The 20,325-nt window shown below is 63.5% G+C and carries 19 protein-coding genes and 1 pseudogene; 9 read left to right on the plus strand and 11 right to left on the minus strand.

Annotation, left to right across the window (positions count from 1 at the left end):
* Window positions 1-76 precede the first annotated feature (76 nt).
* The 3 genes from ACESMD_RS06115 to ACESMD_RS06125 form a co-directional block, all read right to left on the minus strand.
* Window positions 77-691 carry an undecaprenyl diphosphate synthase family protein gene (locus ACESMD_RS06115; RefSeq protein WP_372611308.1) on the minus strand — a complete coding sequence of 205 codons (615 nt, stop codon included), beginning with the start codon at window positions 689-691 and terminating at the stop codon, window positions 77-79.
* A 268-nt stretch (window positions 692-959) separates the two neighbouring features.
* Window positions 960-1,214, minus strand: a complete 255-nt coding sequence (locus ACESMD_RS06120) for a Txe/YoeB family addiction module toxin (protein ID WP_372611310.1) — start codon at window positions 1,212-1,214, stop codon at window positions 960-962.
* Window positions 1,211-1,465, minus strand: coding sequence for a type II toxin-antitoxin system Phd/YefM family antitoxin (locus tag ACESMD_RS06125; RefSeq protein ID WP_372611312.1), 255 nt, complete (start codon window positions 1,463-1,465; stop codon window positions 1,211-1,213). The genes ACESMD_RS06120 and ACESMD_RS06125 overlap by 4 nt, the downstream gene beginning before the upstream one ends.
* Before the next feature lie 219 nt (window positions 1,466-1,684).
* Here ACESMD_RS06125 and ACESMD_RS06130 point away from each other — a divergent pair, with 219 nt between their 5' ends.
* Complete coding sequence (locus tag ACESMD_RS06130) at window positions 1,685-1,942, plus strand: type II toxin-antitoxin system Phd/YefM family antitoxin (protein ID WP_372611314.1); 258 nt, start codon at window positions 1,685-1,687, stop codon at window positions 1,940-1,942.
* Window positions 1,930-2,232, plus strand: a complete 303-nt coding sequence (locus ACESMD_RS06135; RefSeq protein ID WP_372611316.1) for a type II toxin-antitoxin system RelE/ParE family toxin — start codon at window positions 1,930-1,932, stop codon at window positions 2,230-2,232. Before ACESMD_RS06130 ends, ACESMD_RS06135 begins: the two co-directional genes overlap by 13 nt.
* Before the next feature lie 87 nt (window positions 2,233-2,319).
* On the opposite strand, the gene ACESMD_RS06140 is transcribed toward ACESMD_RS06135, so the two are convergent.
* Genes ACESMD_RS06140 through ACESMD_RS06150 form a run of 3 tightly spaced genes read right to left on the minus strand, consistent with a single transcriptional unit; the run spans window position 2,320 to window position 7,791 of the window.
* Entirely contained in the window at window positions 2,320-5,622 is a 3,303-nt protein-coding gene (locus ACESMD_RS06140; protein WP_372611318.1) for an AAA family ATPase, read from the minus strand.
* Complete coding sequence (locus ACESMD_RS06145) at window positions 5,619-6,893, minus strand: exonuclease SbcCD subunit D (RefSeq protein ID WP_372611342.1); 1,275 nt, start codon at window positions 6,891-6,893, stop codon at window positions 5,619-5,621. The genes ACESMD_RS06140 and ACESMD_RS06145 overlap by 4 nt, the downstream gene beginning before the upstream one ends.
* 7 nt (window positions 6,894-6,900) lie before the next feature.
* Entirely contained in the window at window positions 6,901-7,791 is an 891-nt protein-coding gene (locus ACESMD_RS06150; protein ID WP_372611320.1) for an aldo/keto reductase, read from the minus strand.
* A 129-nt stretch (window positions 7,792-7,920) separates the two neighbouring features.
* Here ACESMD_RS06150 and ACESMD_RS06155 point away from each other — a divergent pair, with 129 nt between their 5' ends.
* The 3 genes from ACESMD_RS06155 to ACESMD_RS06165 all read left to right on the plus strand — a co-directional run bounded on the left by ACESMD_RS06155 (window position 7,921) and on the right by ACESMD_RS06165 (window position 9,607).
* Window positions 7,921-8,475, plus strand: a complete 555-nt coding sequence (locus ACESMD_RS06155; RefSeq protein ID WP_372611322.1) for a DUF1415 domain-containing protein — start codon at window positions 7,921-7,923, stop codon at window positions 8,473-8,475.
* Window positions 8,476-8,616: 141 nt separating this feature from the next.
* Window positions 8,617-9,117, plus strand: a complete 501-nt coding sequence (gene tpx / locus ACESMD_RS06160; RefSeq protein WP_372611324.1) for a thiol peroxidase — start codon at window positions 8,617-8,619, stop codon at window positions 9,115-9,117.
* A 58-nt stretch (window positions 9,118-9,175) separates the two neighbouring features.
* Window positions 9,176-9,607: an OsmC family protein gene (locus ACESMD_RS06165; RefSeq protein WP_372611326.1), complete on the plus strand. Its 432-nt coding sequence runs from the start codon at window positions 9,176-9,178 to the stop codon at window positions 9,605-9,607.
* A gap of 50 nt (window positions 9,608-9,657) precedes the next feature.
* Here ACESMD_RS06165 and ACESMD_RS06170 read toward each other — a convergent pair whose 3' ends face one another.
* Both ACESMD_RS06170 and ACESMD_RS06175 read right to left on the minus strand, forming a co-directional pair.
* Window positions 9,658-10,356 (minus strand): gamma-glutamyl-gamma-aminobutyrate hydrolase family protein, encoded by a 699-nt coding sequence (locus tag ACESMD_RS06170; protein ID WP_372611328.1) that lies wholly within the window; start codon window positions 10,354-10,356, stop codon window positions 9,658-9,660.
* A complete protein-coding gene (locus ACESMD_RS06175; RefSeq protein ID WP_372611330.1) occupies window positions 10,353-11,360 on the minus strand; it encodes an amidoligase family protein in 1,008 nt (335 codons plus the stop codon). Before ACESMD_RS06175 ends, ACESMD_RS06170 begins: the two co-directional genes overlap by 4 nt.
* Before the next feature lie 175 nt (window positions 11,361-11,535).
* Here ACESMD_RS06175 and ACESMD_RS06180 point away from each other — a divergent pair, with 175 nt between their 5' ends.
* Both ACESMD_RS06180 and ACESMD_RS06185 read left to right on the plus strand, forming a co-directional pair.
* The gene (locus ACESMD_RS06180; protein ID WP_372611344.1) at window positions 11,536-13,818 is read left to right on the plus strand and encodes a mechanosensitive ion channel domain-containing protein; all 2,283 of its coding nucleotides are present in this window, start codon (window positions 11,536-11,538) and stop codon (window positions 13,816-13,818) included.
* A 178-nt stretch (window positions 13,819-13,996) separates the two neighbouring features.
* The gene (locus ACESMD_RS06185; RefSeq protein WP_372611332.1) at window positions 13,997-14,680 is read left to right on the plus strand and encodes a CBS domain-containing protein; all 684 of its coding nucleotides are present in this window, start codon (window positions 13,997-13,999) and stop codon (window positions 14,678-14,680) included.
* A 75-nt stretch (window positions 14,681-14,755) separates the two neighbouring features.
* Here ACESMD_RS06185 and ACESMD_RS06190 read toward each other — a convergent pair whose 3' ends face one another.
* Together ACESMD_RS06190 and pta are read right to left on the minus strand one after the other, a co-directional pair.
* A complete protein-coding gene (locus ACESMD_RS06190) occupies window positions 14,756-15,895 on the minus strand; it encodes an aminotransferase class V-fold PLP-dependent enzyme (RefSeq protein ID WP_372611334.1) in 1,140 nt (379 codons plus the stop codon).
* 127 nt (window positions 15,896-16,022) lie between these two features.
* The gene (gene pta, locus ACESMD_RS06195; protein WP_372611336.1) at window positions 16,023-18,218 is read right to left on the minus strand and encodes a phosphate acetyltransferase; all 2,196 of its coding nucleotides are present in this window, start codon (window positions 18,216-18,218) and stop codon (window positions 16,023-16,025) included.
* 225 nt (window positions 18,219-18,443) lie between these two features.
* Here pta and ACESMD_RS06200 point away from each other — a divergent pair, with 225 nt between their 5' ends.
* Both ACESMD_RS06200 and ACESMD_RS06205 read left to right on the plus strand, forming a co-directional pair.
* Complete coding sequence (locus tag ACESMD_RS06200) at window positions 18,444-19,379, plus strand: DMT family transporter (protein ID WP_372611338.1); 936 nt, start codon at window positions 18,444-18,446, stop codon at window positions 19,377-19,379.
* Between the two features lie 173 nt (window positions 19,380-19,552).
* The gene (locus ACESMD_RS06205) at window positions 19,553-20,053 is read left to right on the plus strand and encodes a porin family protein (protein ID WP_372611340.1); all 501 of its coding nucleotides are present in this window, start codon (window positions 19,553-19,555) and stop codon (window positions 20,051-20,053) included.
* 143 nt (window positions 20,054-20,196) lie between these two features.
* Here ACESMD_RS06205 and ACESMD_RS06210 read toward each other — a convergent pair.
* A pseudogene (locus ACESMD_RS06210) lies at window positions 20,197-20,325 on the minus strand (IS630 family transposase); the annotation flags it as partial.

The following is a 20,325-nucleotide window of genomic DNA, read 5'->3' on the forward strand; positions in this document are numbered from 1 at the left end:
AGGCCGAGAGCAACAAGGGGGTTGTTACAGTGTGGCAGTTGTGACCGGATGTTTTTCTGACGCTTTAAATGTTGCATTACCCGCCGAGTGTCTTGTCCTGTTTCTTAAACCAAGCGAGTGCCTGTTCAAAATGCTGTGGCTGGTAATCTGGCCAATATTCGTCACGGACATAAAAATCCGCGTAAACGGATTGCACTGGAAGAAAGCCGCTCAAGCGCCGCCCCCCTCCCCAGCGCACAATCAAGTCAAGACGTGACACTTCATCTGAGCGCAGGCCATCCTTTTTAAGGCCGGCCAGATCCCATTCCCAGCCATAATTGACGAGTAGATTTACTTTCATTCCACTGCCCTGGCGCTGCCGGAATTCTTTTAACTCCTCAGGAAATTGCGCCGAGGTCTCATCACCAACAACCAGCAGGGCTGCGCCACGACGCGCAATTTCAAAAGCGAATGCAACGCTGGCCTCGCTGAATGCCTGTTTCTGAATGGAAGGCCGCTTGGTATTATCCTGGGTAAAGCAATAGATGGAAAGTTCCGCGATTCCGCGTTCCTTGCATTTCTCATACAGCAACAATCCTGGATCGATACCAAAAGCATATCCAGCCTCTTTCGGTAGGCCGCGGTCGACAGCCCAGCGGCGATTTCCATCCGGAATGAAACCGATATGACGCGGTATATTATTTGCTGCCATTGGTGATCCCTATTCAAGCGTAATCCGTGACCATATGATGAAGATTACCATTGAATAGGTGGATCCGGTATTTTTCAAACCATGAATGCCCTTGTCGGTGGCGTGAAGAAGAAATCGTTTTCCGTCAAGGAGTTGCAAAGCCCTGGGTGTCAGTGATCCCAGTATCAGGATGAGTGGCGTGCCTCTGATACCCTGTTCATACAAACCGATCAGGGGGCGAAAGGAGACACTCATGCCTCGCTACTCCGAGGAACGTAAGGCCGCGGGCTCAGTAGTGGTAGCGCAGCTGTGCGATCAACATAGCATCCTCGGTGATCTTGTAGACCAGGCGGTGCTCGTCGTTGATGCGCCGGGACCAGTAGCCTGCCAGGCCGTGCTTGAGCGGTTCCGGTTTGCCGATCCCCTCGAATGGCGTGCGCTGGATCTCCTTGATCAACTGGTTGATCCGGCGCAGCACTTTCTTGTCGGTCTTCTGCCAGTGGAGGTATTCCTCCCAGGCGTGCTCGGAGAAGGTGTGCTTCATTCCTCGATAAGCTCCCGCTCCTGCCCTCCACCTTCCTCAAGCTGTGCGATGGATTCGAGCAGGCGCCTGGCGTTCTTCGGCGAGCGCAGCAGGTAGGCGGTTTCCTGCAGGGCTTCGTAGTCTTCCAACGAGATCATCACCACCGATTGGGCCTTGCTGCGGGTGATGGTGATAGGCGCGTGGTCGTCGCAGACCTGTTGCATCGTCTTGGCCAGGTGGCTGCGGGCGGCGGTATAGCTGATGGCGTCCATGGAAGATACCTGTACTGCTTTATGTACAGTACAGAATATAGTACTTGATGTGAATGGGCAATCCTGGTCGATGCTCTGTAATGGCGTTGCCATCAGGCTGGAGGCGCCTGTTGCCAAGCAGGGTGAATTGGGGGCTTTCTGATCACGGTTAGCAGGGATTGCCCCTGAGCGAAAAGTGATACTATAGTGCCACTATACATTGCGTTCAGGGTGATCCTCATGAAAGTCGAGCTCGTGACTAGCCTCAAACGTCAGGCGACAAAAATCCTGGCGGATCTGCATGTGTCGAAAGAGCCGGTGTTGATTACCGAGCATGGCCAGCCATCAGCCTATCTGGTTGACGTTCAGGACTATGAGCTTATGCAGCGCCAACTGGGGCTTCTGGAGGGACTCTCGCGCGGAGAACGGGCTGTTCTTGAGGGGAAAATTTTCAGCCAATCAGAGGCCAGGGAGAACATGAGTAAATGGCTGACATAATCTGGACGGAACCAGCCCTTCTGGAACTGGATGCCATAGCCGAGTACATTGCCCTGGATAATCCGCTGGCTGCCAGCCGTCTCGTCAACGAGATTTTTAGTCATATCGAACGCCTGGAAGATTTTCCGAAATCGGGGCGTATACCGCCGGAATTGCCAGAATCGGTCTACAGAGAGGTGGTGGTGTCTCCGTGTCGAGTCTTCTATCGAGAAGATGGAAACCGAGTGTTGATACTTTATGTGATGAGAGAAGAGCGCGAGTTTCGTGCTTTCATGCTGAACCCCGACTAACCATCCGCGTCACGCAGATGGTCTTTACGCCGCCTTGCACTGCAACGGCTACGGTGCCTCTGAGATCACTCGAACGACTCGAATCCTTCAAACACTCACCAGCCTCGCTCGGCTGGTGCCGTTGCCCAGCGGCTCCACCTGGATCTGCACCGGGATGCGTTCGTGCATCTCCTGCACGTGAGAGATCACCCCCACGCGGCGGCCCAGCGCCTGCAGGCCGTCCAGGGCCTCCATGGCCAAGGCTAGCGACTGCGGGTCGAGGCTGCCGAAGCCTTCGTCGATAAAGAGTGACTCGATGGTGAGCTCGCCGGACGCCATGGAGGCGAGCCCCAGGGCGAGGGCGAGCGAGACCAGGAAGGTCTCGCCGCCGGAGAGGGAGTGCACCGAGCGGCGTTCGTCGCCCATATCAACGTCCACCACCAGCAGGCCCAGGGGGCTGCCGCCGCGCACCAGCCGGTAGCGGCGGCTGAGGCCGGCGAGATGGGTGTTGGTGTGCTCCAGCAGCTGCTCCAGGTTGTAGGCCTGGGCGATTCGCCGGAAGGCCTTGCCGTCGGCGGAGCCGATCAGCTCGCTGATCTGGCCCCAGCGGCGGTGCTCGGCCTGGGCGGCTTCCAGCTCGGCCTGGCCGGCCTTGCGGCGTTGGCGTTTGCGGTCGTCATCGCTCAGGGTGAAGGCGGCGCTGTCTCGGGCCAGCTGGGCCTCGTCCAGGCGGGGCGCCAGGTCTGCCTGGGCCTCGCTCAGGGCCTCACGGCGGCGGTGAAGCTCGTCGGCCACGGCGTCGCCCAGCAGCGCCTCGTGGTGGTCGTCCTCGATCAGCCCCTGGTCACTTCGGTGGCGCAGCAGGGCGTCGCGCCGTTCGGCCAGGGTGGCGGCGGCGCGTTGGCGGGCCTGGTCGGCCGTCTCGATCCGCCGTTCCTCGATGCGGGCTGCGTCCTCCGGCTGGGCCAGCAGCCTCGCCAGGGTGGCATCATCCAACTCGGGGTGCGTCTGGCGCCAGTCGGACAGCTCGCGGGCCAGGGTCTCCTGCTCCTTGCGCAGCTGCTCGAGCCGCCTGGCCTCGTGCTCCGCCTGCTGGGCGAAGCGCTGGTGCTCTCGCTGTGCTTCGTGCAGCCGCGCTTGGGCGCTGTCTCGCGCCTGGCGGGCGCTCTCCTGTCGCGCGTCGAGCTGCTGCTGCCAGGCATCCGGTGAGACGTACTCGCCGAGCCGGGCGGCGAGCCGGTGGGTGAACTCGTTGCGCTGCTCGCGCAGGGGCGGCAGTTGCTCGTCCATTTCGGCCAGTTGCCTATCGGCACCTGTCTTCTTGGTATCCAGCCGCGCCAGCGCTATCCGGCCATCCTGCTGCGCCTGTTCCAGCGGGGCCAGCTCGGCCTCGGCCCGAGCCAGTTCATCCAGGCGCTGGCGCTCTTGCCGGCGCCGGTTGTCGCTCTGCTCGCGCTGGGCCTGCAGCCAGCGTTCGCGCTCGGGTTCGATGATGGCGTCGAGTTCTTCATGCAGGGGTTGCGCCTCAAGGGCCTGGCGGGCCGTGTCCCGTTGCCGCTCGGCCGCTTTCAGGTCCTGCCCGTGCCGAGTGAGTGCGGCCTCCACGGCGTGGTACTCGCCCAGTAGCTCATCGCGCTGCCGCTGGTCCGTGTCGCGGGCCTGCCGGGCCTCGGCGAGTTGCTCCTCCTCCTCGGCCTGCTGGGCGGCGAGTTGAGCGGCCTCGGGTGTCGTCGGCGGTTGCTGCCGCCAGGGGTGGTCGAGGCCGCCGCACACCGGGCAGGGTTCCCCTTCCTGGAGGGCTTCGCGCAGCCGCGCCACGCTCTCGCTGCGCACGGCGCGGCTGCGCTCGATCAGGGCGGAAACGCTATCGAGGTGACGCTGGGTGTGATCGAGACGCTGGCGGGCCTCCTGGCCCTCGGCCAGCAGCGTGTCCCGGCGGGTCTGGTCGTCGGTGACCTGGTGGGCCAGCCGGTGCCGGGCCTGCTCCGCGCGGCCATGTTCCTGCCAGCGGCTGGCCAGCTCGCCCAGGGCCAGGTGGTGATGGGCGGCCTGGTCATGGTCCCGCTGGGCGGCCTGGCGGGCGCCATCGAGGTGTGGGTGAGCGCCCAGCAGCCGCTTGAGGGTTGCCTGCCAGTCGTCGCGCTGCCGCTCTCGGGCCTGCTGGGCCTCAGTGGCCTCGCGCTGCTCTCGGGCAAGGGCGTCGGCCTGCGTCTGCTGCCGGGTGCGGGCCGCCTCCAGGTCGGCGAGCTGCTTCTCCAGGGTAGCGAGGCGCTGGGCCTCGTTGCGGGCCTCGCGCAGTTCGGGCTCGGCCCGGCGGCGCGAGTCGCTGGCCTCGCTCAGCGCCTGCTCGGTCTGCTCCCTGGCGGTATCCGACGCCTGCTGCTCGGCGCTGGCAGCCTCCCGCGCCTTCACGGTCTCGGCGTGGGTCGCCTCCAGGCCCGATATCTCACCGGGGAGCTCGGCCCGGCGGGTGAGGGCGTGGCGCCGCGGGGCGATCAGTCGACGCCATTCGCGGTCGGCACGCAGGTCAGCGAGCGCTTGCCACTCTGCTTCGGCTGTCTGCTGCTGCGTCAGGCCCTGGCGATAGGCATCGTGCAGGCGGGCATCGTCATCGTGCCAGCGGCTCTGCGCCTTGAGCGATTCCGCCTCGGCCTGCAGGTGAGTGAGTGCTTGCCGGGTGGCCTCGGCAGCGCCCTCCAGCTCGGTACGGGCCTCGGGCTCGGCGGGCAGGTCGTCGGCGAGCCTCGTTTCCAGGGCGTCCACGACCTTCCTGGCCTCGCTGGCGCGGCGGTACGCCGCCATGGAGATCGCCGAGTACTCGGCGGTGCCGGTGAGGCGCTCGAGCAGGTCGCTGCGTTCGTTGTCGTCGGCCTGGAGGAAGGCGGCGAACTCGCTCTGGGCGAGCAGTACGGCGCGGGTGAACTGGTCGAAGGTGAGTCCCAGGCGTTCCGGCAGCAGGCGGTCGAACTCGCGCTTCTGGGTGGTGAGCAGGCGGTCGTCGTCGAGGTCGCGCAGCGACTGTTCGGCCTTCTGCAGCTTGCCACCGACCTTCTCTCTGGCACGGCGTACCGCCCAGCGGGCGCGGTAGCGGCGCCCGTCGCGGCCCAGGAAGTCCACCTCGGCGAAGCCGGCGGCGGTACCGCGACGCAGCAGGGTGCGCGGGTCGTTGGTCGTCAGGGTGGAGTCCGGGGTGTCGTCGATCTGGCTGTCGCGGTTCGGCGCCTGGCGCAGCCGCGGCGTGCCGCCGTAGAGCGCCAGGCAGAGGGCATCGAGCAGGGTGCTCTTGCCGGCGCCGGTGGGGCCGGTAATGGCGAACAGCCCGGCGTCGCGCAGCGGGGCTTCGGTGAAGTCGAGCTCCAGCGGGCCGGGGAGGGAGGCCAGGTTCTCCAGGCGCAGGGCGAGGATCCTCATGGGTGGCCCTCCCCGGCGGTATCGTCGTCGGCGTCCATCACCTCCTGGCGTAGCCGGTCGAAGTCGTCCAGCACGTCCGCGCCCGGCGGCTCGCCCCAGCATTGCTGCCAGGTGAGCTCGAATAGCTTGCGTGGGCCGAGGGTCTCCAGGTCGACCCGCGCCGGCGTCTCCTCACCTTCGACTCGTGGCAGGCGGCGTTCCAGGCGCAGCAGGCGCAGCGCCTTGTCCTTGAGGGCTGCCTCTACCCGGGCGCGCAGGTCGGGAATCGGCGCCTCGAGTTCGACGCGCACCTCCAGCCATGGCCAGCGCTCGCGTTCCAGCGCCGCATCGTCGTCCAGCGCGCGGAGCTCAACCAGCACCTCGTCGAGCGGCCCGGGGCCGATACGCAGCATGCCCACCGGGCGCGGCACGGGGATCGCCTCCGCTGCGGCCAGCGCTTCGCCGTCGAGGGTCACTTCCACCACCTGGTGGGGGTAGGCCACCTCGCTGAAGTCTAGCGGCAGGGGGCTTCCGCTGTAGCGGATGCGCGCCTCGCCGACCTGCTGGGCACGATGCAGGTGCCCAAGCGCCACGTAGGCGATCTCCGGCGGGAAGAGGGCGGCGGAGATCGACTCCTCACCGCCGATCACGATGGGGCGCTCGCTGGCCTCGGAAACGGCCGCGCCGTGCAGGTGGGCATGGCTCATCGCTACCAGCGCCTGGTCGGGCCGGCGCCGGATATGGGCGGCCTCGATCAGTTGGGTGTGGACCCGGCTGATGCCGGTGACATAGTCGTTCGGGGCCTCTTCGTTGGTCTCCTCGCTTGCCAGCGCGGCACCTGTGACCTCGGCGGGGCGCAGGAAGGGCAGTGCCAGGCACCAGGCGCGGGTTTCGCCGTCCTCGTCGGTCAGCGGGACCAGCAGGTGTTCGGCGTCCAGGGTGCCGTCGTCGAGCCAGCTCACCCGGCCCAGGGCGTGGGTGCGCAGCCGGCGCATCAGCGGGGCGGGCAGCTCGATGCGGTTGCCGCTGTCGTGATTGCCGGCGATCAGCACGATATCGAGCATAGGAAGGCGCTCGTGGGCACTGACGATGAAGTCATAGAGCAATTCCTGGGCACGCAGCGAGGGGTTGACCACATCGAAGATGTCGCCGGCCACCAGCAGGGCGTCGGCATGGCGCTGGGCCAGGGTATCGAGCAGCCAGGTCAGGAAGGCCCGATGCTCGGCGTGGCGCTCCTGACCATGGAAGCTCTGGCCCAGGTGCCAGTCGGCGGTATGGATCAGTTTCAGCATCAAGGACCTAGACGATATCCAGGGGTAGCTTGTTGGCCGGGGGCGGGAAGGCGGCGTCCAGGCGGGCCAGGGAATCATCGTCGAGCCGTACCTTGAGGGCGGCAGCATTCTGCTCGACGTGCTCGGGTTGCACGGCCTTGGGAATGGCAATGACATCGCGGCGGTCGTCGACCGGGTGGATCGCCCAGGCGAGCAGCAACTGGGCGGGCGTGATGTCCAGCGAGTCTGCCAGGTCCAGCACGGCAGGATTCGTCAGCAACTCACGACGCAGGGTGCCGGCCTGGGCCAGAGGGCAATAGGCCATGGTCGGGATGCCGTGGCGCCGCTGCCGGGGCAGCAGCGAGTGTTCGATCCCCCGCGAGCCCAGGTGGTAGAGCACCTGATTGACGGCACAATCATTGCCCCCGGGTAGCTCGAGGAGCGAGGCGAGATCGTCCACGTCGAAGTTGGAGACGCCGAAGCGGCGGATCTTGCCGCTCTCGCGCAGCCGCTCGAAGTCTTCCAGGGTCTCCTCCAGGGGGATGCTGCCCGGCCAATGCAGCAGGTAGAGGTCCAGATGGTCCGTCTTCAGCCGTGCCAGGCTGCGCTCGCAGGCCGCGATGGCACTGCCGCGTCCGGCATTCCAGGGATAGACCTTGGACACCAGGAAGGCGTCGTCGCGACGTCCGGCAAGCGCCTCGCCCACCACTTCCTCGGCGCCGCCATCGGCATACATCTCGGCGGTGTCGATCACCGTCAGGCCCAGGTCGAGGCCCTGCTGGAGGGCGCGTACCTCGTCCTGGCGTGGCGCGAGTCCCTCGCCCATGAACCAGGTCCCCTGGCCGATGGCGGGCAGGTCGCAGGCGGGCGTAAACGAGGTCGACGGGAGTCGGACCCGGGGCAGGTCTGAGGCGGTCATGGCGATCCTCTGGATGTTGGCAGGCGATGGCGGGACGGAGCGACTATCATGCTGCGACAGCCATGCTGGCTTTGCAATCCGTCTGGCAGAGGCCGACCATGGAGTTACTCTCCTTGATCGAGCCTCACCATGACCGCACCCTTTTACTCGCTCTCCGCGACCCGCGTCTGGGTCGAGGACTTCGTTGTCGCCCGGGATGTCTGCCCCTTCGCCGGTCGCGAGCTGTCCCGTGACACCATTCGCCTTCGCGAGGTAAACGCCAGTGACTGGGAGTCGGCCCTGCTCACCCTGGTCGATGAATGTCGCCATCTGGATGCCACACCGGACGTCGAGACCACCCTGCTGGTGCTGGTGCCCGGTGTGGAGGACTTCGACGACTATCTCGACCTGCTGGCCGTTGCCGAGGCCCTGCTGGCCCAGCAGGGGTACGAGGGAATCTACCAGCTGGCCAGCTTTCATCCCGACTACTGCTTCGAGAATGCAGAGCCGGAGGACGCGGCCAATTTCACCAATCGCTCTCCCTGGCCCATGCTGCACCTGCTGCGCGAGGCGAATCTGGAGGAGGCGCTGGCGCATTACCCCGACCCTGAGGCGATCCCGGAGCGCAATATCGTCGAGATGCGTCGCCTGGGCGGCGACTCGCTGGGTGAGGCGTTGTCGGCCCTGCGGGATGGGGCGCCATAGCCAGGGGGGAATGTCCTGTGGCCCGAATTCGGGTGACTCTGTAAGCTCTATGTTCCCCTGATAGCCATCAACTTGCATGATACTAAACTTGCCTGACACTGATGTTAATGAAATCAACTTTAATCAAACTAAGGAGTTTGCATGAAGCAGGTAAACCGCGCCGGTACCCCCGTGGATGTCGCTGGTGACCTTCCGGCAGTCGGCCAGGCGCCGCCGCCGCTGACCCTCACCAACCCGGATATGGAAGATGTGACCCTGGCCACCTGGGCCGGCAAGCGCAAGGTGCTCAACATCATTCCCAGCGTGGATACGCCGACCTGTGCCATGTCCACCCGCCGGTTCAATGAACTCGCCTCGAAGATGGACAACACCGTGGTGCTGGTGGTGTCGGCAGACCTGCCCTTCGCTGCCAAGCGTTTCTGTGGCGCCGAAGGGTTGGATAGCGTGGAAACCCTGTCGACCTTCCGGTCGCCGGACTTTCGTGAAAACTGGGGTGTGGCGCTGTGCAGCGGACCCATGGACGGCCTCTGTGCCCGGGCCGTGGTGGTGCTCGACGAACAGGACAAGGTGATCCACAGCCAGTTGGTTCCCGAGATCAAGGATGAGCCCGACTACGACGCCGCCCTGGCCGCCCTGGGTTGAAATTCAGCGATACGGCCATAATGACTCCAATACGTCCGATAATCGCAAGGAGTGATATATGAGCATTACCAAGACAGCCTCCGCTCGCTGGGAAGGCAGCCTCAAGAAAGGCAAGGGAACGGTCTCAACCGAGAGTGGTGTCCTCAAGAACACGCCCTATGACTTCCGTCAGCGTTTCGAGGGTCAGGAAGGCAGCAACCCCGAGGAACTCATCGGTGCCGCCCATGCCAGCTGCTATTCCATGGCGCTGTCGATGATTCTCGGCGAAGCCGGCCTGGAGCCCGAGAGTATCGACACCCAGGCCACGGTAACCCTGGCCGAGGACGAGGGCGGCTTCAGCATCCCCGCCATCCATCTGGTGACCCGGGCCAGGATTCCCGGTGCCGACAAGGCGAGCTTTGAGGATGCCGCGGAGAAGGCCAAGGCGGGCTGTCCGGTGTCCAAGCTGTTCAATGCCGAGATCACCCTGGATGCCAGCCTGGAGAACTGATGGCGTGGCGTGATCGCCTGTCCAGGACGGCCACCTTCGGGTGGCCGTCGTCATTTCTGAAGGCCGTTCTCCTCGCCGTGACGGCGGGCTGCCTCGACCAGGGCGTGGATCAGGCGCTGCTGAGGGCGATTGAAGATCAGCCACTCGGGGTGCCACTGAACGCCGATGAGGAAGTCGTGGTCCCGTGATTCGATACCCTGCACCAGGCCGTCGCGGTCCCGCGCAACGATGTCGATGGATCGCCCGGCTTTCTGCACGGCCTGGTGGTGGAGGCTGTTGATGCGACACCAGCTCACCCTGAGGATGCGATGCAGCTGGCTGTCACCCACGATATCCACGGTCTTGCGGGGGAGTACCGTGCGGCGACGCTTGAGTCCCTCATGGGTGGTGTAGATGTCCGGGTCAAGGGTGCCGCCAAGGTGGACATTGATCAATTGGGCGCCACGGCAGATGCCCAGCACGGGTGTTTGCCGGGGGATGAAACGTTCTAGCAATTCCAGCTCGAGCTCGTCTCGCTGGGGATCGACACGCACCTCGATCTGGACCTCGGCCGCGTAGAGGTGGGCCTGGATGTCGTCGCCACCCCCGATGATCAGGCCGTCGAGCATCTCGGGAGCGGGGCGCGACGGAGACAGCCTCAAGGGCTGTCCGCCATGGCGCCAGACGGCGAACCAGTCGAAGAGCCAGGCGATATGGCTCTTGTCATCCGAGGTGGTGATGCCGATAAGCGGACGAAGTTGGCGACTCACGCTTCCCCCATCCAGCTCTTGAGTTTCTGCAGCCAGCGAGTCGTGTGTGATTGGGTGTGCTTGGTGACATAGCCGGTAGCGCGTTCGGCAAGGGCGGTCTTGTCGGCCGCGAGCCGTTCCACTTCCAGCCAGCGGTTCCACTCGACTACTGAGCCCCAGCTCGCCTCGGAAAGCCGCGCATCGGGCAGCCGGTAGTGGAAAGTCGGACGGGGCTTGACCAGTCTGTCCCTGAAGATCGGGTGGGGATAGTCGGGACGCAGGTGCGCGAACAGCGGGAACATGTCCAACTCGCGGTTTCGGGTCGGATTGTACTCCAGATAGTCGCCGATCAGGGTGTCGAGGTCCGGTGAATAGTCCGGGTCGAGGATCTTCAGTGCATAGGCATTGGGAAAGGGATTGGCGTGGGGGAGGACTTCCCGGGTGATGTTCACGTCGATCTGCTCGCGTAACCATTCGGCCGTCAGCATATAGGCACGCAGGTGGTCGAGGATATCACCGACCTCGGTGCTCGAGACTTCCGGGTTGAGGTGCAGGCCGAAGCCATACAGCAGACTGTCGTCGGTCCCCTTGGCCCCATGGTCACGCAGTGCCTTGAAGAGGGCGTCGAGGTCGTCCAGTTCGTCCCAGGGAACGGGGGGGCAGACGATCTCCGTGGGAACCAGGCCGGTGACAACGTCACCAATCAGCTCCCGGGTACGGGTGTGGAAATCGACCTTCATCTGGTGCCGTTCACGCCCCCATTCGGTATCGTCAAGGGGGCCGGTATTCATCACCTCGTCGTCAGGATGGGCATACTGGGTGTCGAGCTCGATCATGAAATCGCCCCACCGGGTCTCGCTGACCTTGATCCGGTGCGCGCTGATCATTGCTACCTTGCCACCGAAAAGCTCACGAACCAGCTCGGCGGTGTCATTCGGTGGCAGCCCGGCAAACTCGATTTCCACCCCGACGGATCGAGCCTTCCCCTCGGGATTGAGGGGTTCGGGTGGCGGTATCGGCGTCATGACGGCATCCTGTGCGTTGCAAGGGAGTGCGTCAGCCTATCATATAGACCCGGGGCAGCTGGATGCCCTTTTCTACGACCAATGTGGAGACCCGATGTTGCCCAAGTTGCACCCACTCATCCCGATATCGGCCGAGCGTATTGCACTGGCAATGCGGGCCTCGCTGTGTCTCTGGATGCTGATAGCGATAGGCATAGTGGCAGGCTTGCTGGCCTTGCCGGTTCAGGCCCAGCAGCTGAGCCTGCCGGGGATAGTCTCCACGCCGTCTTCCGGCGAGACATCACATGATCCCCAGGCCTTCCAGGAATCCCTGGATCGGGTCATCACCACCCTGGAGGATGCGGACCGTCGTAGCGCCCTGCTGGAGGATCTCCGGGGGATACAGGCCGCCCATGAAGAGGCCGCCGATTCGGGGACGGTACCTCCCGGGCAGGGCCTGCTGGGTGCTCTTGCGGAAACCATCAACAACCTGGGAGACCAGGTCGATGCCGGCGATTCCCCCATGAATCATTGGCGTCAGCAGTTGCGTCAGGGCTGGCAGGATTTCGGCAACCTCGTCGGTGAGACGGGCAATGTCGAACTGGTGCGGTTCCTGATCGAGGCGGCGGTATTGCTCGGGATCTGGATGGGCCTGCTGGTCATCCTGATCGCCTTGGGGCGCTTGCTGGCCAAGCGCCGACATTGGCCCCTCGATCTGCCGCGGGATCCTCCCGCCTGGTTGCTGGTCATGCATTTCTTCCGCCGCATGCTGCCCTGGGCCCTGGCCTTTGCACTGGTGCTGGGTATCGCGCAGCTGGTCCCCGAGAGTCCCGGTCGCGCCATGGCACTTGTGGTGGCTTATGTCTCGCTCTGCGGGCGCACCCTCTCGGTGGTGGTGGAGACCTTCGTCTCGGTGTTTGCGCGGGGGCACCGCTTCATTGCCGTGCTGATTCTGCAGCAGCAGGCACTGAGGCCGCTTTTCGTGATCGGTGCCCTGGTGGCGCTGGGAGATGCGTTCAATTCTTCCCGTCTCAGCGAGATGATCGGCAGCGAGCTGGCGAGCTTGCTGTCAGTACTGGCCAATATGCTGGCGGCAATGATCAGTGGCCGCTTCATACTGCGCTTCAAGCGCCCCATCAAGCACCTGATTCGCAATCGGCCCTACCTGCATCGACGCCACAGCGGTGGTTCGGCAGAGATCATCAGGGTGATCGGCAGGCTCTGGCACATCCCGGCACTTCTGCTGGTGGGCGGTTCCCTGTTGGCGATCTTCGTCAGTGTCGGCAATGTGGGCACGGCCCTGGCCCGCTCGATCATCTCGGCCGCCTTGCTGGTGCTGACGCTTGTTGTCACCGGCCTGATCCGGCGACAGGCCGAGCGTCGCATCAAGCAGCGGGGGCTCAGTGACTACCGCAAGCGCCTCGAGCGTTTCGGTTATACCCTTTCCCATGTGGTGTCCTGGCTGGTGTTCGTGGAACTGTCGCTACAGGTCTGGGGTGGCTCGCTTCTCGGCATCGGCCAGCAGGGGGTGGCCAGTGCCCGTATCGGCCAGGCGCTGCTGGGTATCGGCCTTACGGTATTGCTGGCCTGGCTGGCCTGGATCTTCGCCGACACTGCCATCAATCGCGCCTTGACGACCACGGCCCGTTCCCGTGGTCGACGCATCAACCAGGCCCGTGCCCAGACCATCACGCCGATGATCCGCAATGTGATCTTCGTGACGATCGTGGTCATCGCCGCGATCGTCGGGCTGGCCAACCTGGGGGTGAATGTCACACCGCTGCTGGCCGGTGCCGGGGTGATCGGCCTGGCCGTCGGCTTCGGGGCCCAGACCCTGGTACAGGACCTGATCACCGGCATCTTCATCCTGATCGAGGATTCCCTGGCGGTCGACGACTTCGTCCGTATCAATGGCCACATCGGCACCGTCGAGGGACTCACCCTGCGCACCGTGCGGCTTCGTGACCTCGATGCTGTCGTGCACATCATCACCTTCAGTCGCATCGAGTCGATCCACAACATGTCGCGGCAGTTCGGCATCGCCCTGATGAAGATCCGGATTCCCTTCGACATGAAGATCGATGATGCCATCACCCTCATGCAGGAAACCGCTCTGGAACTGCGCCAGGACCCGATGATGCGCCACCACATCTGGTCGCCACTGGAGATGCAGGGTATCCATGCCTTCGAGGAGGGCTGTCCGATCCTGCGGATGCGCTTTCGTACCGCTCCCGAGATGCAGTGGGACGTCGCCCGCGACTTCAACCTGCTGCTCAAGCAGCGTCTTGAAGCCCAGGAAATGGACCTCGGGATCCCGCGTCTCAGTGTCAGCATGGAGGGGCAGGGGGGCGGTCGACTCGATGGCACAGGCGAGGGGGCCGAGTCTCGGGATGCCAGCGGTCGCGAGCCCGGGGAAGCCGGAATCGCCGACCCCGAAGGCGATACCAGTGCTCGCGGGGCCTCCCCGGCGGCATCATGAGTCGGGGAGACGCCTGTCAGCCGCCCCGTTGGCGTTGAATTGCCATAACCTGCCGAGGATCAAGGCAGGAGCAGCATCTCCTTGCTATGCTTCCTATCAGCAGGCCATCCGATAACGAGATGCTAGGCTAGACTGATCATTGACATGTCATCTTAAGGGATTTCAAGGAGAGACCATTATGCAAGCCATCGACGTCATGACCCCCAATGTCATCAGCGTGACTCCCCAGGCCGAGGTCCAGGAGATCGCCAGCCTGCTGGTGGAGCACAAGATCAGCGCGGTGCCAGTGGTGGATGACGATGATCAGGTGCTCGGTATCGTCAGCGAGGGCGACCTGATGCGTCGTGTGGAAAGCGAGGGGGACAAGCACAAGTCCTGGTGGCTGAAATGGCTGTCAGGCAATAATCCCGTCGACTACGTCAAGTCGCATGGTCGCAAGGCCGGCGAGATCATGACCCCTGATCCAATCACCATCGAGGAGGACGAGCCCCTCTACCATATCGCCGCCCTGCTCGAGAAGCATGGAATCAAGCGAGTGCCGGTGGTCAGGAAGGGGAAGCTGGTGGGTATCGTGAGTCGCGCCGACCTGCTCAGAGGCTTCTCGGTCACGACAACCGATACGACGGTGCCTGCCGATGATCGTGAGATCCGCGCGGCTGTCATCAAGGAAATCGAGGACCATAGCGGTGTGCTGGCCTACCGGGTAAATGTCATCGTGACTGACGGTGATGTCCAGCTCTGGGGCCTGGTGACCGGACAGGAGGAGAAACTGGCCGCCCAGGTAGCTGCCGAGAATATTCCCGGGGTCAAGTCCGTCGACAATCATCTGGGGATCACGCCACGGGGCATTTCAGAGTTCTGAGGCCTCTCCTGGATCGAGCCGGCCATCGACGCTTGAGGGCGACCCTGTCGGGTCGCCCTGGCTCGCCGAGAGTTCTCAGTTTTCCTGGCTAGCTTCCACCCGGCGCAGGGCGTTCTCGAGGTTGGCAAGGCTGCGCTCGATGTCGTGGAGCTTGTCGAGGCCGAACAGGCCGATGCGGAATGTCTTGAACGCCTCGCCCTCGTCACACATCAACGGCACGCCGGCGGCGACCTGGACGCCCGCCTCGGCGAAGCGAGAGACGAGTTGCGGATCATCGCTGTAGCTGACGACCACGCCCGGTGCCTCGAAGCCGTTGGCGGCAACACTGGCAAAGCCGTGTTCCGCGAGCATGGCTCTGACCCGCCGGCCGAGTTCCCATTGTTCTTCCTGGACCTTTTCCAGGCCATAGGCCTCGATTTCCCTCATCACGTCGCGCAGCATCACCAGGCCATCGGTGGGGAGAGTGGCGTGGTAGGCATGGCCACCTTTCTCGTAAGTTTCCATGATCGACAGCCACTTCTTCAGGTCGCAGGCGAAACTGGTGCTGGTGGTCTCCTCGATGATCTCCCGTGCCTGATGCGAGAGCATCACCATGCCGCAGCAGGGAGAGGCGCTCCATCCCTTCTGCGGGGCGCTGACCAGCATGTCGATGCCGATGTCCTGCATGTCCACCCAGAGGGCGCCGGAGGCGATGCAGTCCAGAACCACGAGCCCGCCCAGTTCATGGATGGCCTCGGCGACCTGACGCAGGTAGTCGTTCGGCAACAGCATTCCAGACGACGTCTCCACATGGGGGAGAAACACCACGTCGGGCTGATTGAAACGAATCGACTCGAGGACTTCCTCAATGGGCGGGGGAGTGAAGGGCGAGGCGGGATCGGTATCGTCGAGACGCCGGGCCTTCAGCACGTTGATATGCGGGGTAATGCGACCCATCTCGAGGATCTGGCTCCAGCGGTAACTGAACCAGCCGTTGCGGATCACCAGGCAATGTCGGTCGGTGGCGAACTGTCGGGCGACGGCCTCCATGCCAAAGGTGCCGCTGCCCGGCACGATCACGGCGCTGTGGGCATGATAGACACTCTTGAGCGTGGCGGAGACCTCTCGCATCACGCCCTGAAAACGCGCCGACATGTGATTCAGCGCACGGTCGGTGTAGACCACCGAATATTCCAGCAGACCCTCGGGGTCGACATCGGGTAACAAACCGGCCATTTCGTTCTCCGTGTTGGTAGCCAACTAGACTGATTGTCATTACGAACCGAGAGGATAGGCCGAATCGACGGCGGCGGCCATAGCCAGGCGGCTCTCGAGTTGCCTCCAGAGGGCCAGCGTCCGGGGTTTAGTCTTGCCCGATGCCGGTCTGCCCCTGGTCGGCCTGGATGGCGGTCAGGGCAATGGTATAGACGATGTCGTCGAGCAGGGCGCCGCGGGAAAGGTCGTTCACCGGCTTGTTTAGGCCCTGCAACATTGGCCCGACGCTGGCCACCTGGGCGCTGCGCTGCACGGCCTTGTAGGTGGTGTTGCCGGTATTGAGATCGGGGAAGACGAATACCGTGGCCCGGCCCGCCACCGGAGATTCCGGGGCCTTCTGACGACCCACGCTCTCGATGGCGGCGGCATCGTATTGCATGGGACCATCGATGCACAGGTCGGGGTCTCGCTCACGGGCGATGCGGGTGGCCAGGCGCACCTTTTCCACGTCGACCCCCTCGCCGGAATCCCCTGTGGAGTAGCTGATCATGGCCACCCTCGGCTCGATTCCGAAGGCCTTGGCAGACCTCGCGCTCTGCAGGGCGATCTCGGCCAGGGCCTCGGCATCGGGATCCGGATTGATCGCACAGTCTCCGTAGACCACCACCTGTTCGGGAAGCAGCATGAAGAAGATCGATGACACCAGGCGGTAGTCGGATGCGGTCTTGATCAGTTGGAAGGCCGGGCGAACCGTGTTGGCGGTAGTATGCACCGCTCCCGAGACCAAGCCATCGACTTCGTCGAGCTGCAGCATCATGGTACCCAGAACCATCGTGTCGTGAAGCTGGGCATTGGCGGTCAGTCTGTTCAGCTTGCCGGACCGTCGTTCTACCATGGCTTGCACATAGCGTTTTCGGTGGCTGTCCGGGTCGATGATCTCGAGCCCTTCGGGTAGGGCGATACCGTGGTTACGGGCGACCTGCTCGATCTCCTTGCGCTTGCCGAGCAATACGCAGCGAGCGATGCCACGTCGCTGGCAGATGGCGGCGGCTTCCAGGGTACGAGGCTCGGTGCCTTCGGGTAGCACGATGCGCTTGTCGGCCTGCTGGGCTCTCTTGACCAGCTGGTGGCGAAAGGCCGAGGGCGAGAGGTGATGGACATAGCCCTGACTGAGATGATCCCTGAGCCATTTCAGGTCGATGTGGGCGGCGACAAAGCCGGCGACTCTCTCGGCTCGCTGGTTGTCATCCACCGGGATTTCGTTGCCCATCTGGCCGAGTTTCTGCGCGGTGGTGAAGCTGTTGCTGTCCACGGAAAGTACCGGCAGGCCGGTGTTCAGTGCCGGGCGGCACATCTCGATCATGTTGTCGCCGGGCAGGTAGCCGTTGGTCAACAGCACCCCCGACAGGGGGATGCCATTCATGGTGGCCAGTGCCGTGGCCAGCACAACATCGTCGCGATCGCCGGAGGTTACGATCAGACTTCCGGGACGGAAGATATGCAGGGCATTGGCCGCGCTGCGGGCACAGAGACTGGTGGACATCACGCGTCGCTGGTCCGCGTCTCCCTGGTTCAGGAATCGAGCATCCAGGGCCCTTGCGACATCCAGTACCCGTGGAGCGTTGAGTGCCTCCGAATAAGGCACGACGCCGATCAGCTGGAAGCGGTCCGTGGCCAGGGAGGGGACGTAGCGTTGCAGGGCATCGACCTGGGCTTCGTCGAGCAGCGGGGTGACCGTTCCGGGTGCCAGTCCCGCGTGATCCTTGCCATTGGACAGGTTTCTGGCGCGCATCAGGATGCAGCCCAGGGTGCGCGACGAGCTGAGACCTCCGAAGACCCTGGCATGAATTTCCAGCTGCTCCGCCATTTCCCCGGGGTCGGCCATGTCACCGGTTCCCACCAGGATGATACGGGCATTAAGGGCATGGGCCAGTTGGGTGTTGATCTGCGTCGAGTAGGTCGTATGGTGGGTGGGGACGAGCCCCTCGACGACAAGCAGTTCCTGTGGGTTCCGAGAAGGGTGCTGCAGGGCCTGGTCCTGAAGTGCCACTACCTCTTCCATCAGGGTATCGAGGCGATCATCCCGCAACAGACGCTCCATCCGTTCCTGCGAAAGAGGCTCGGGAGGATGCAGGCCCAGGGTATTGGCGACCATGGCTGTGGAGTGGTCGGGACCTTCCCCGTTGAGTTCGTCCTGGCGCAGCGGCTTGAAGAAGCCGGCCTTGAGGCCGATGGCATCCAGCGCCCGGATCAGCCCCAGACAGGCTGAGGTCAGGCCCGCGCCTTCGCTGGTGGGGACCAGCAGCAATACCTGTGGTGCACGACGGTTGTCGGATGCTGTCATCGGGGAAGCTCTCCCAGGCGTTGGCGGATCGCCTCGAGCATTGCTCGCGGCATTCTTCAGGGGCAGTCAGCGGCAAAGCGTGTCACATCGAGACGTCTCGGTGCCGTCTATTAAAATTCGTACTTTAGTCTACCATGGGTGAGGCTCTTGGCCCTTCCCGATCCCCGCGATGATCATGGTCGGGACGATCTCCTTGTCGCACCGATCCTGCACGGAAGCTGCCCCATGTCGTCCGCCCACTCTGCCGCCTCGTCGGCCTCGACCTCCTTTCCTCGCCCCCTGGCCGTCATGCTGCTGATGGGGTTGGCAACCATGTTCGCCGGCAACCATGTGGCTGCGCGAGTCGCCTTCGACGAAGGGACGGGCCTGCTGCTGGCCATCCTGCTGCGTTCCAGCGTGGCACTCGTGGTGCTGGCTTGCCTGATCGTGGTGCAGCGCAAGCGGCTGTCGCTGCCTGTAGCGACGCGGCCCTGGCAGCTGCTGGTGGGGCTGCTGATCGCGGTACAGAGCCTCTGTCTCTACTCGGCCGTTGCGCGTATTCCCGTGGTAGTGGCGCTGCTGTTGATGAATACCTTTCCGATCCAGCTGGCGCTTCTGACCTGGGTTCTGGGCGGGCCGCGTCCGACCGGACGGGCGATACTGATCATGGCAATCATCCTGACGGGTCTGGTGGTGGTACTCGACGTGCCCACCTGGTTGTCCAGCCCGTCCGCCATGGGGCCGGACTGGTTGGCGGGTGTCGGTTTCGGGCTGGGTGCGGCTGCCGCCTTCTCCATGGCGCTGTGGATCACCGAGCATCGACTCAGCGATGTCGGCAGCACCCTGAGAAGCCTGCTGGCCATGATGACGGTGCTGGTGGTCATGCTTGCCGCCGGTGGGATGGGCCTGATGCCGGGTGGTATGAACCTGCCGGGGTCACCTTCCGGTTGGGCGGGGCTCATGGCCTTGGGATTACTCTATGCCATCGCCTTCTCGACCCTGTTCATCTGTGTGCCGCGGCTTGATATGGCCCGCAACGCGCCGGCCATGAACATGGAGCCAGTGGCGGCGCTGGTGATGGGCTATCTGGTTCTGGGACAAGTGCTCTCGGCCACCCAGCTCATCGGCAGTGCCATGGTCATGGGCGGTATTCTGCTGCTGGGCCTCTCGAAGCGCCCCTGAGTCTGGTTTGCCCATTGCTGGACTGCCTGTAGTGGCAATTCGTCCGATTCCAACTGTCGCTGTCCTGCGACGAGATACGGCGCATAATTGCACATTGTGCCCTTGCTAGTCCGGTGGAGAGAGACCACACTTATCGGTGTTAGGAAACAGTGTTCATTAATAAGGAGGATGTCATGAAACGTCTGACGATTACCGCGTTGACTTCTGCCTTGATCGCCGCCTGTGCCGTCACGACTGCCCAGGCCCAGCAACCCATGGTGATGCAGCCCTATGTCGGTGCTGACGCCATGTTCTGGGAAATCAATCCGGACAGCGGCAACAGCCTTGACAGCGTCGGTTTGCGGCTGAACGGTGGCATCCAGTTCAACGACTACTTCGCCGTGGAAGGGCATCTCGGTACCGGTGGCTCGGATGGCTCGGCTGATCTGAAGTCCCTGGCGGGTATCTACGCCAAGGGTATCCTGCCGATCTCCCAGGAATTCCGGATCTTCGGTCTGCTGGGCGGCACCGAGGTCGATTTCGATTCCGGTGATGACAGCGATGTATCTTATGGCGCGGGTGCCGAGTTCGACGTGGCGCCCAACCTGGCCGTCGGTGCCGACTACATGCGCTATCTGGATACCTCCGAGGCTACCTTCGATGCCGCAAGTCTGGGCGTGCGCTACCGGTTCTGATCGTTCTTCAGGCCGATAAGGGCCCCGCTACCGAAGACCGGTGGCGGGGCCCTTTGTTTTCTATTGCAGGATGGCTATTCCGTCATGGCCCATGCATGGCGAGTCGTTCCTGTCGTGTGGCGCGTCAAGAGGCTAGTGTCACGTCACGCATCAAACGTCGGATAAAGTCGTTTGAGTTTAATGCGCGCATCGTGCGCGGTGAATTGCCAGTTCACCTTGGCTTGGATTTGATCGCGCTGATCTTGCCAAGCCGCGATTTGGTGGCATAATTC

Source organism: Halomonas sp., from assembly GCF_041689495.1.
In the GTDB taxonomy this organism is placed as follows: domain Bacteria; phylum Pseudomonadota; class Gammaproteobacteria; order Pseudomonadales; family Halomonadaceae; genus Halomonas.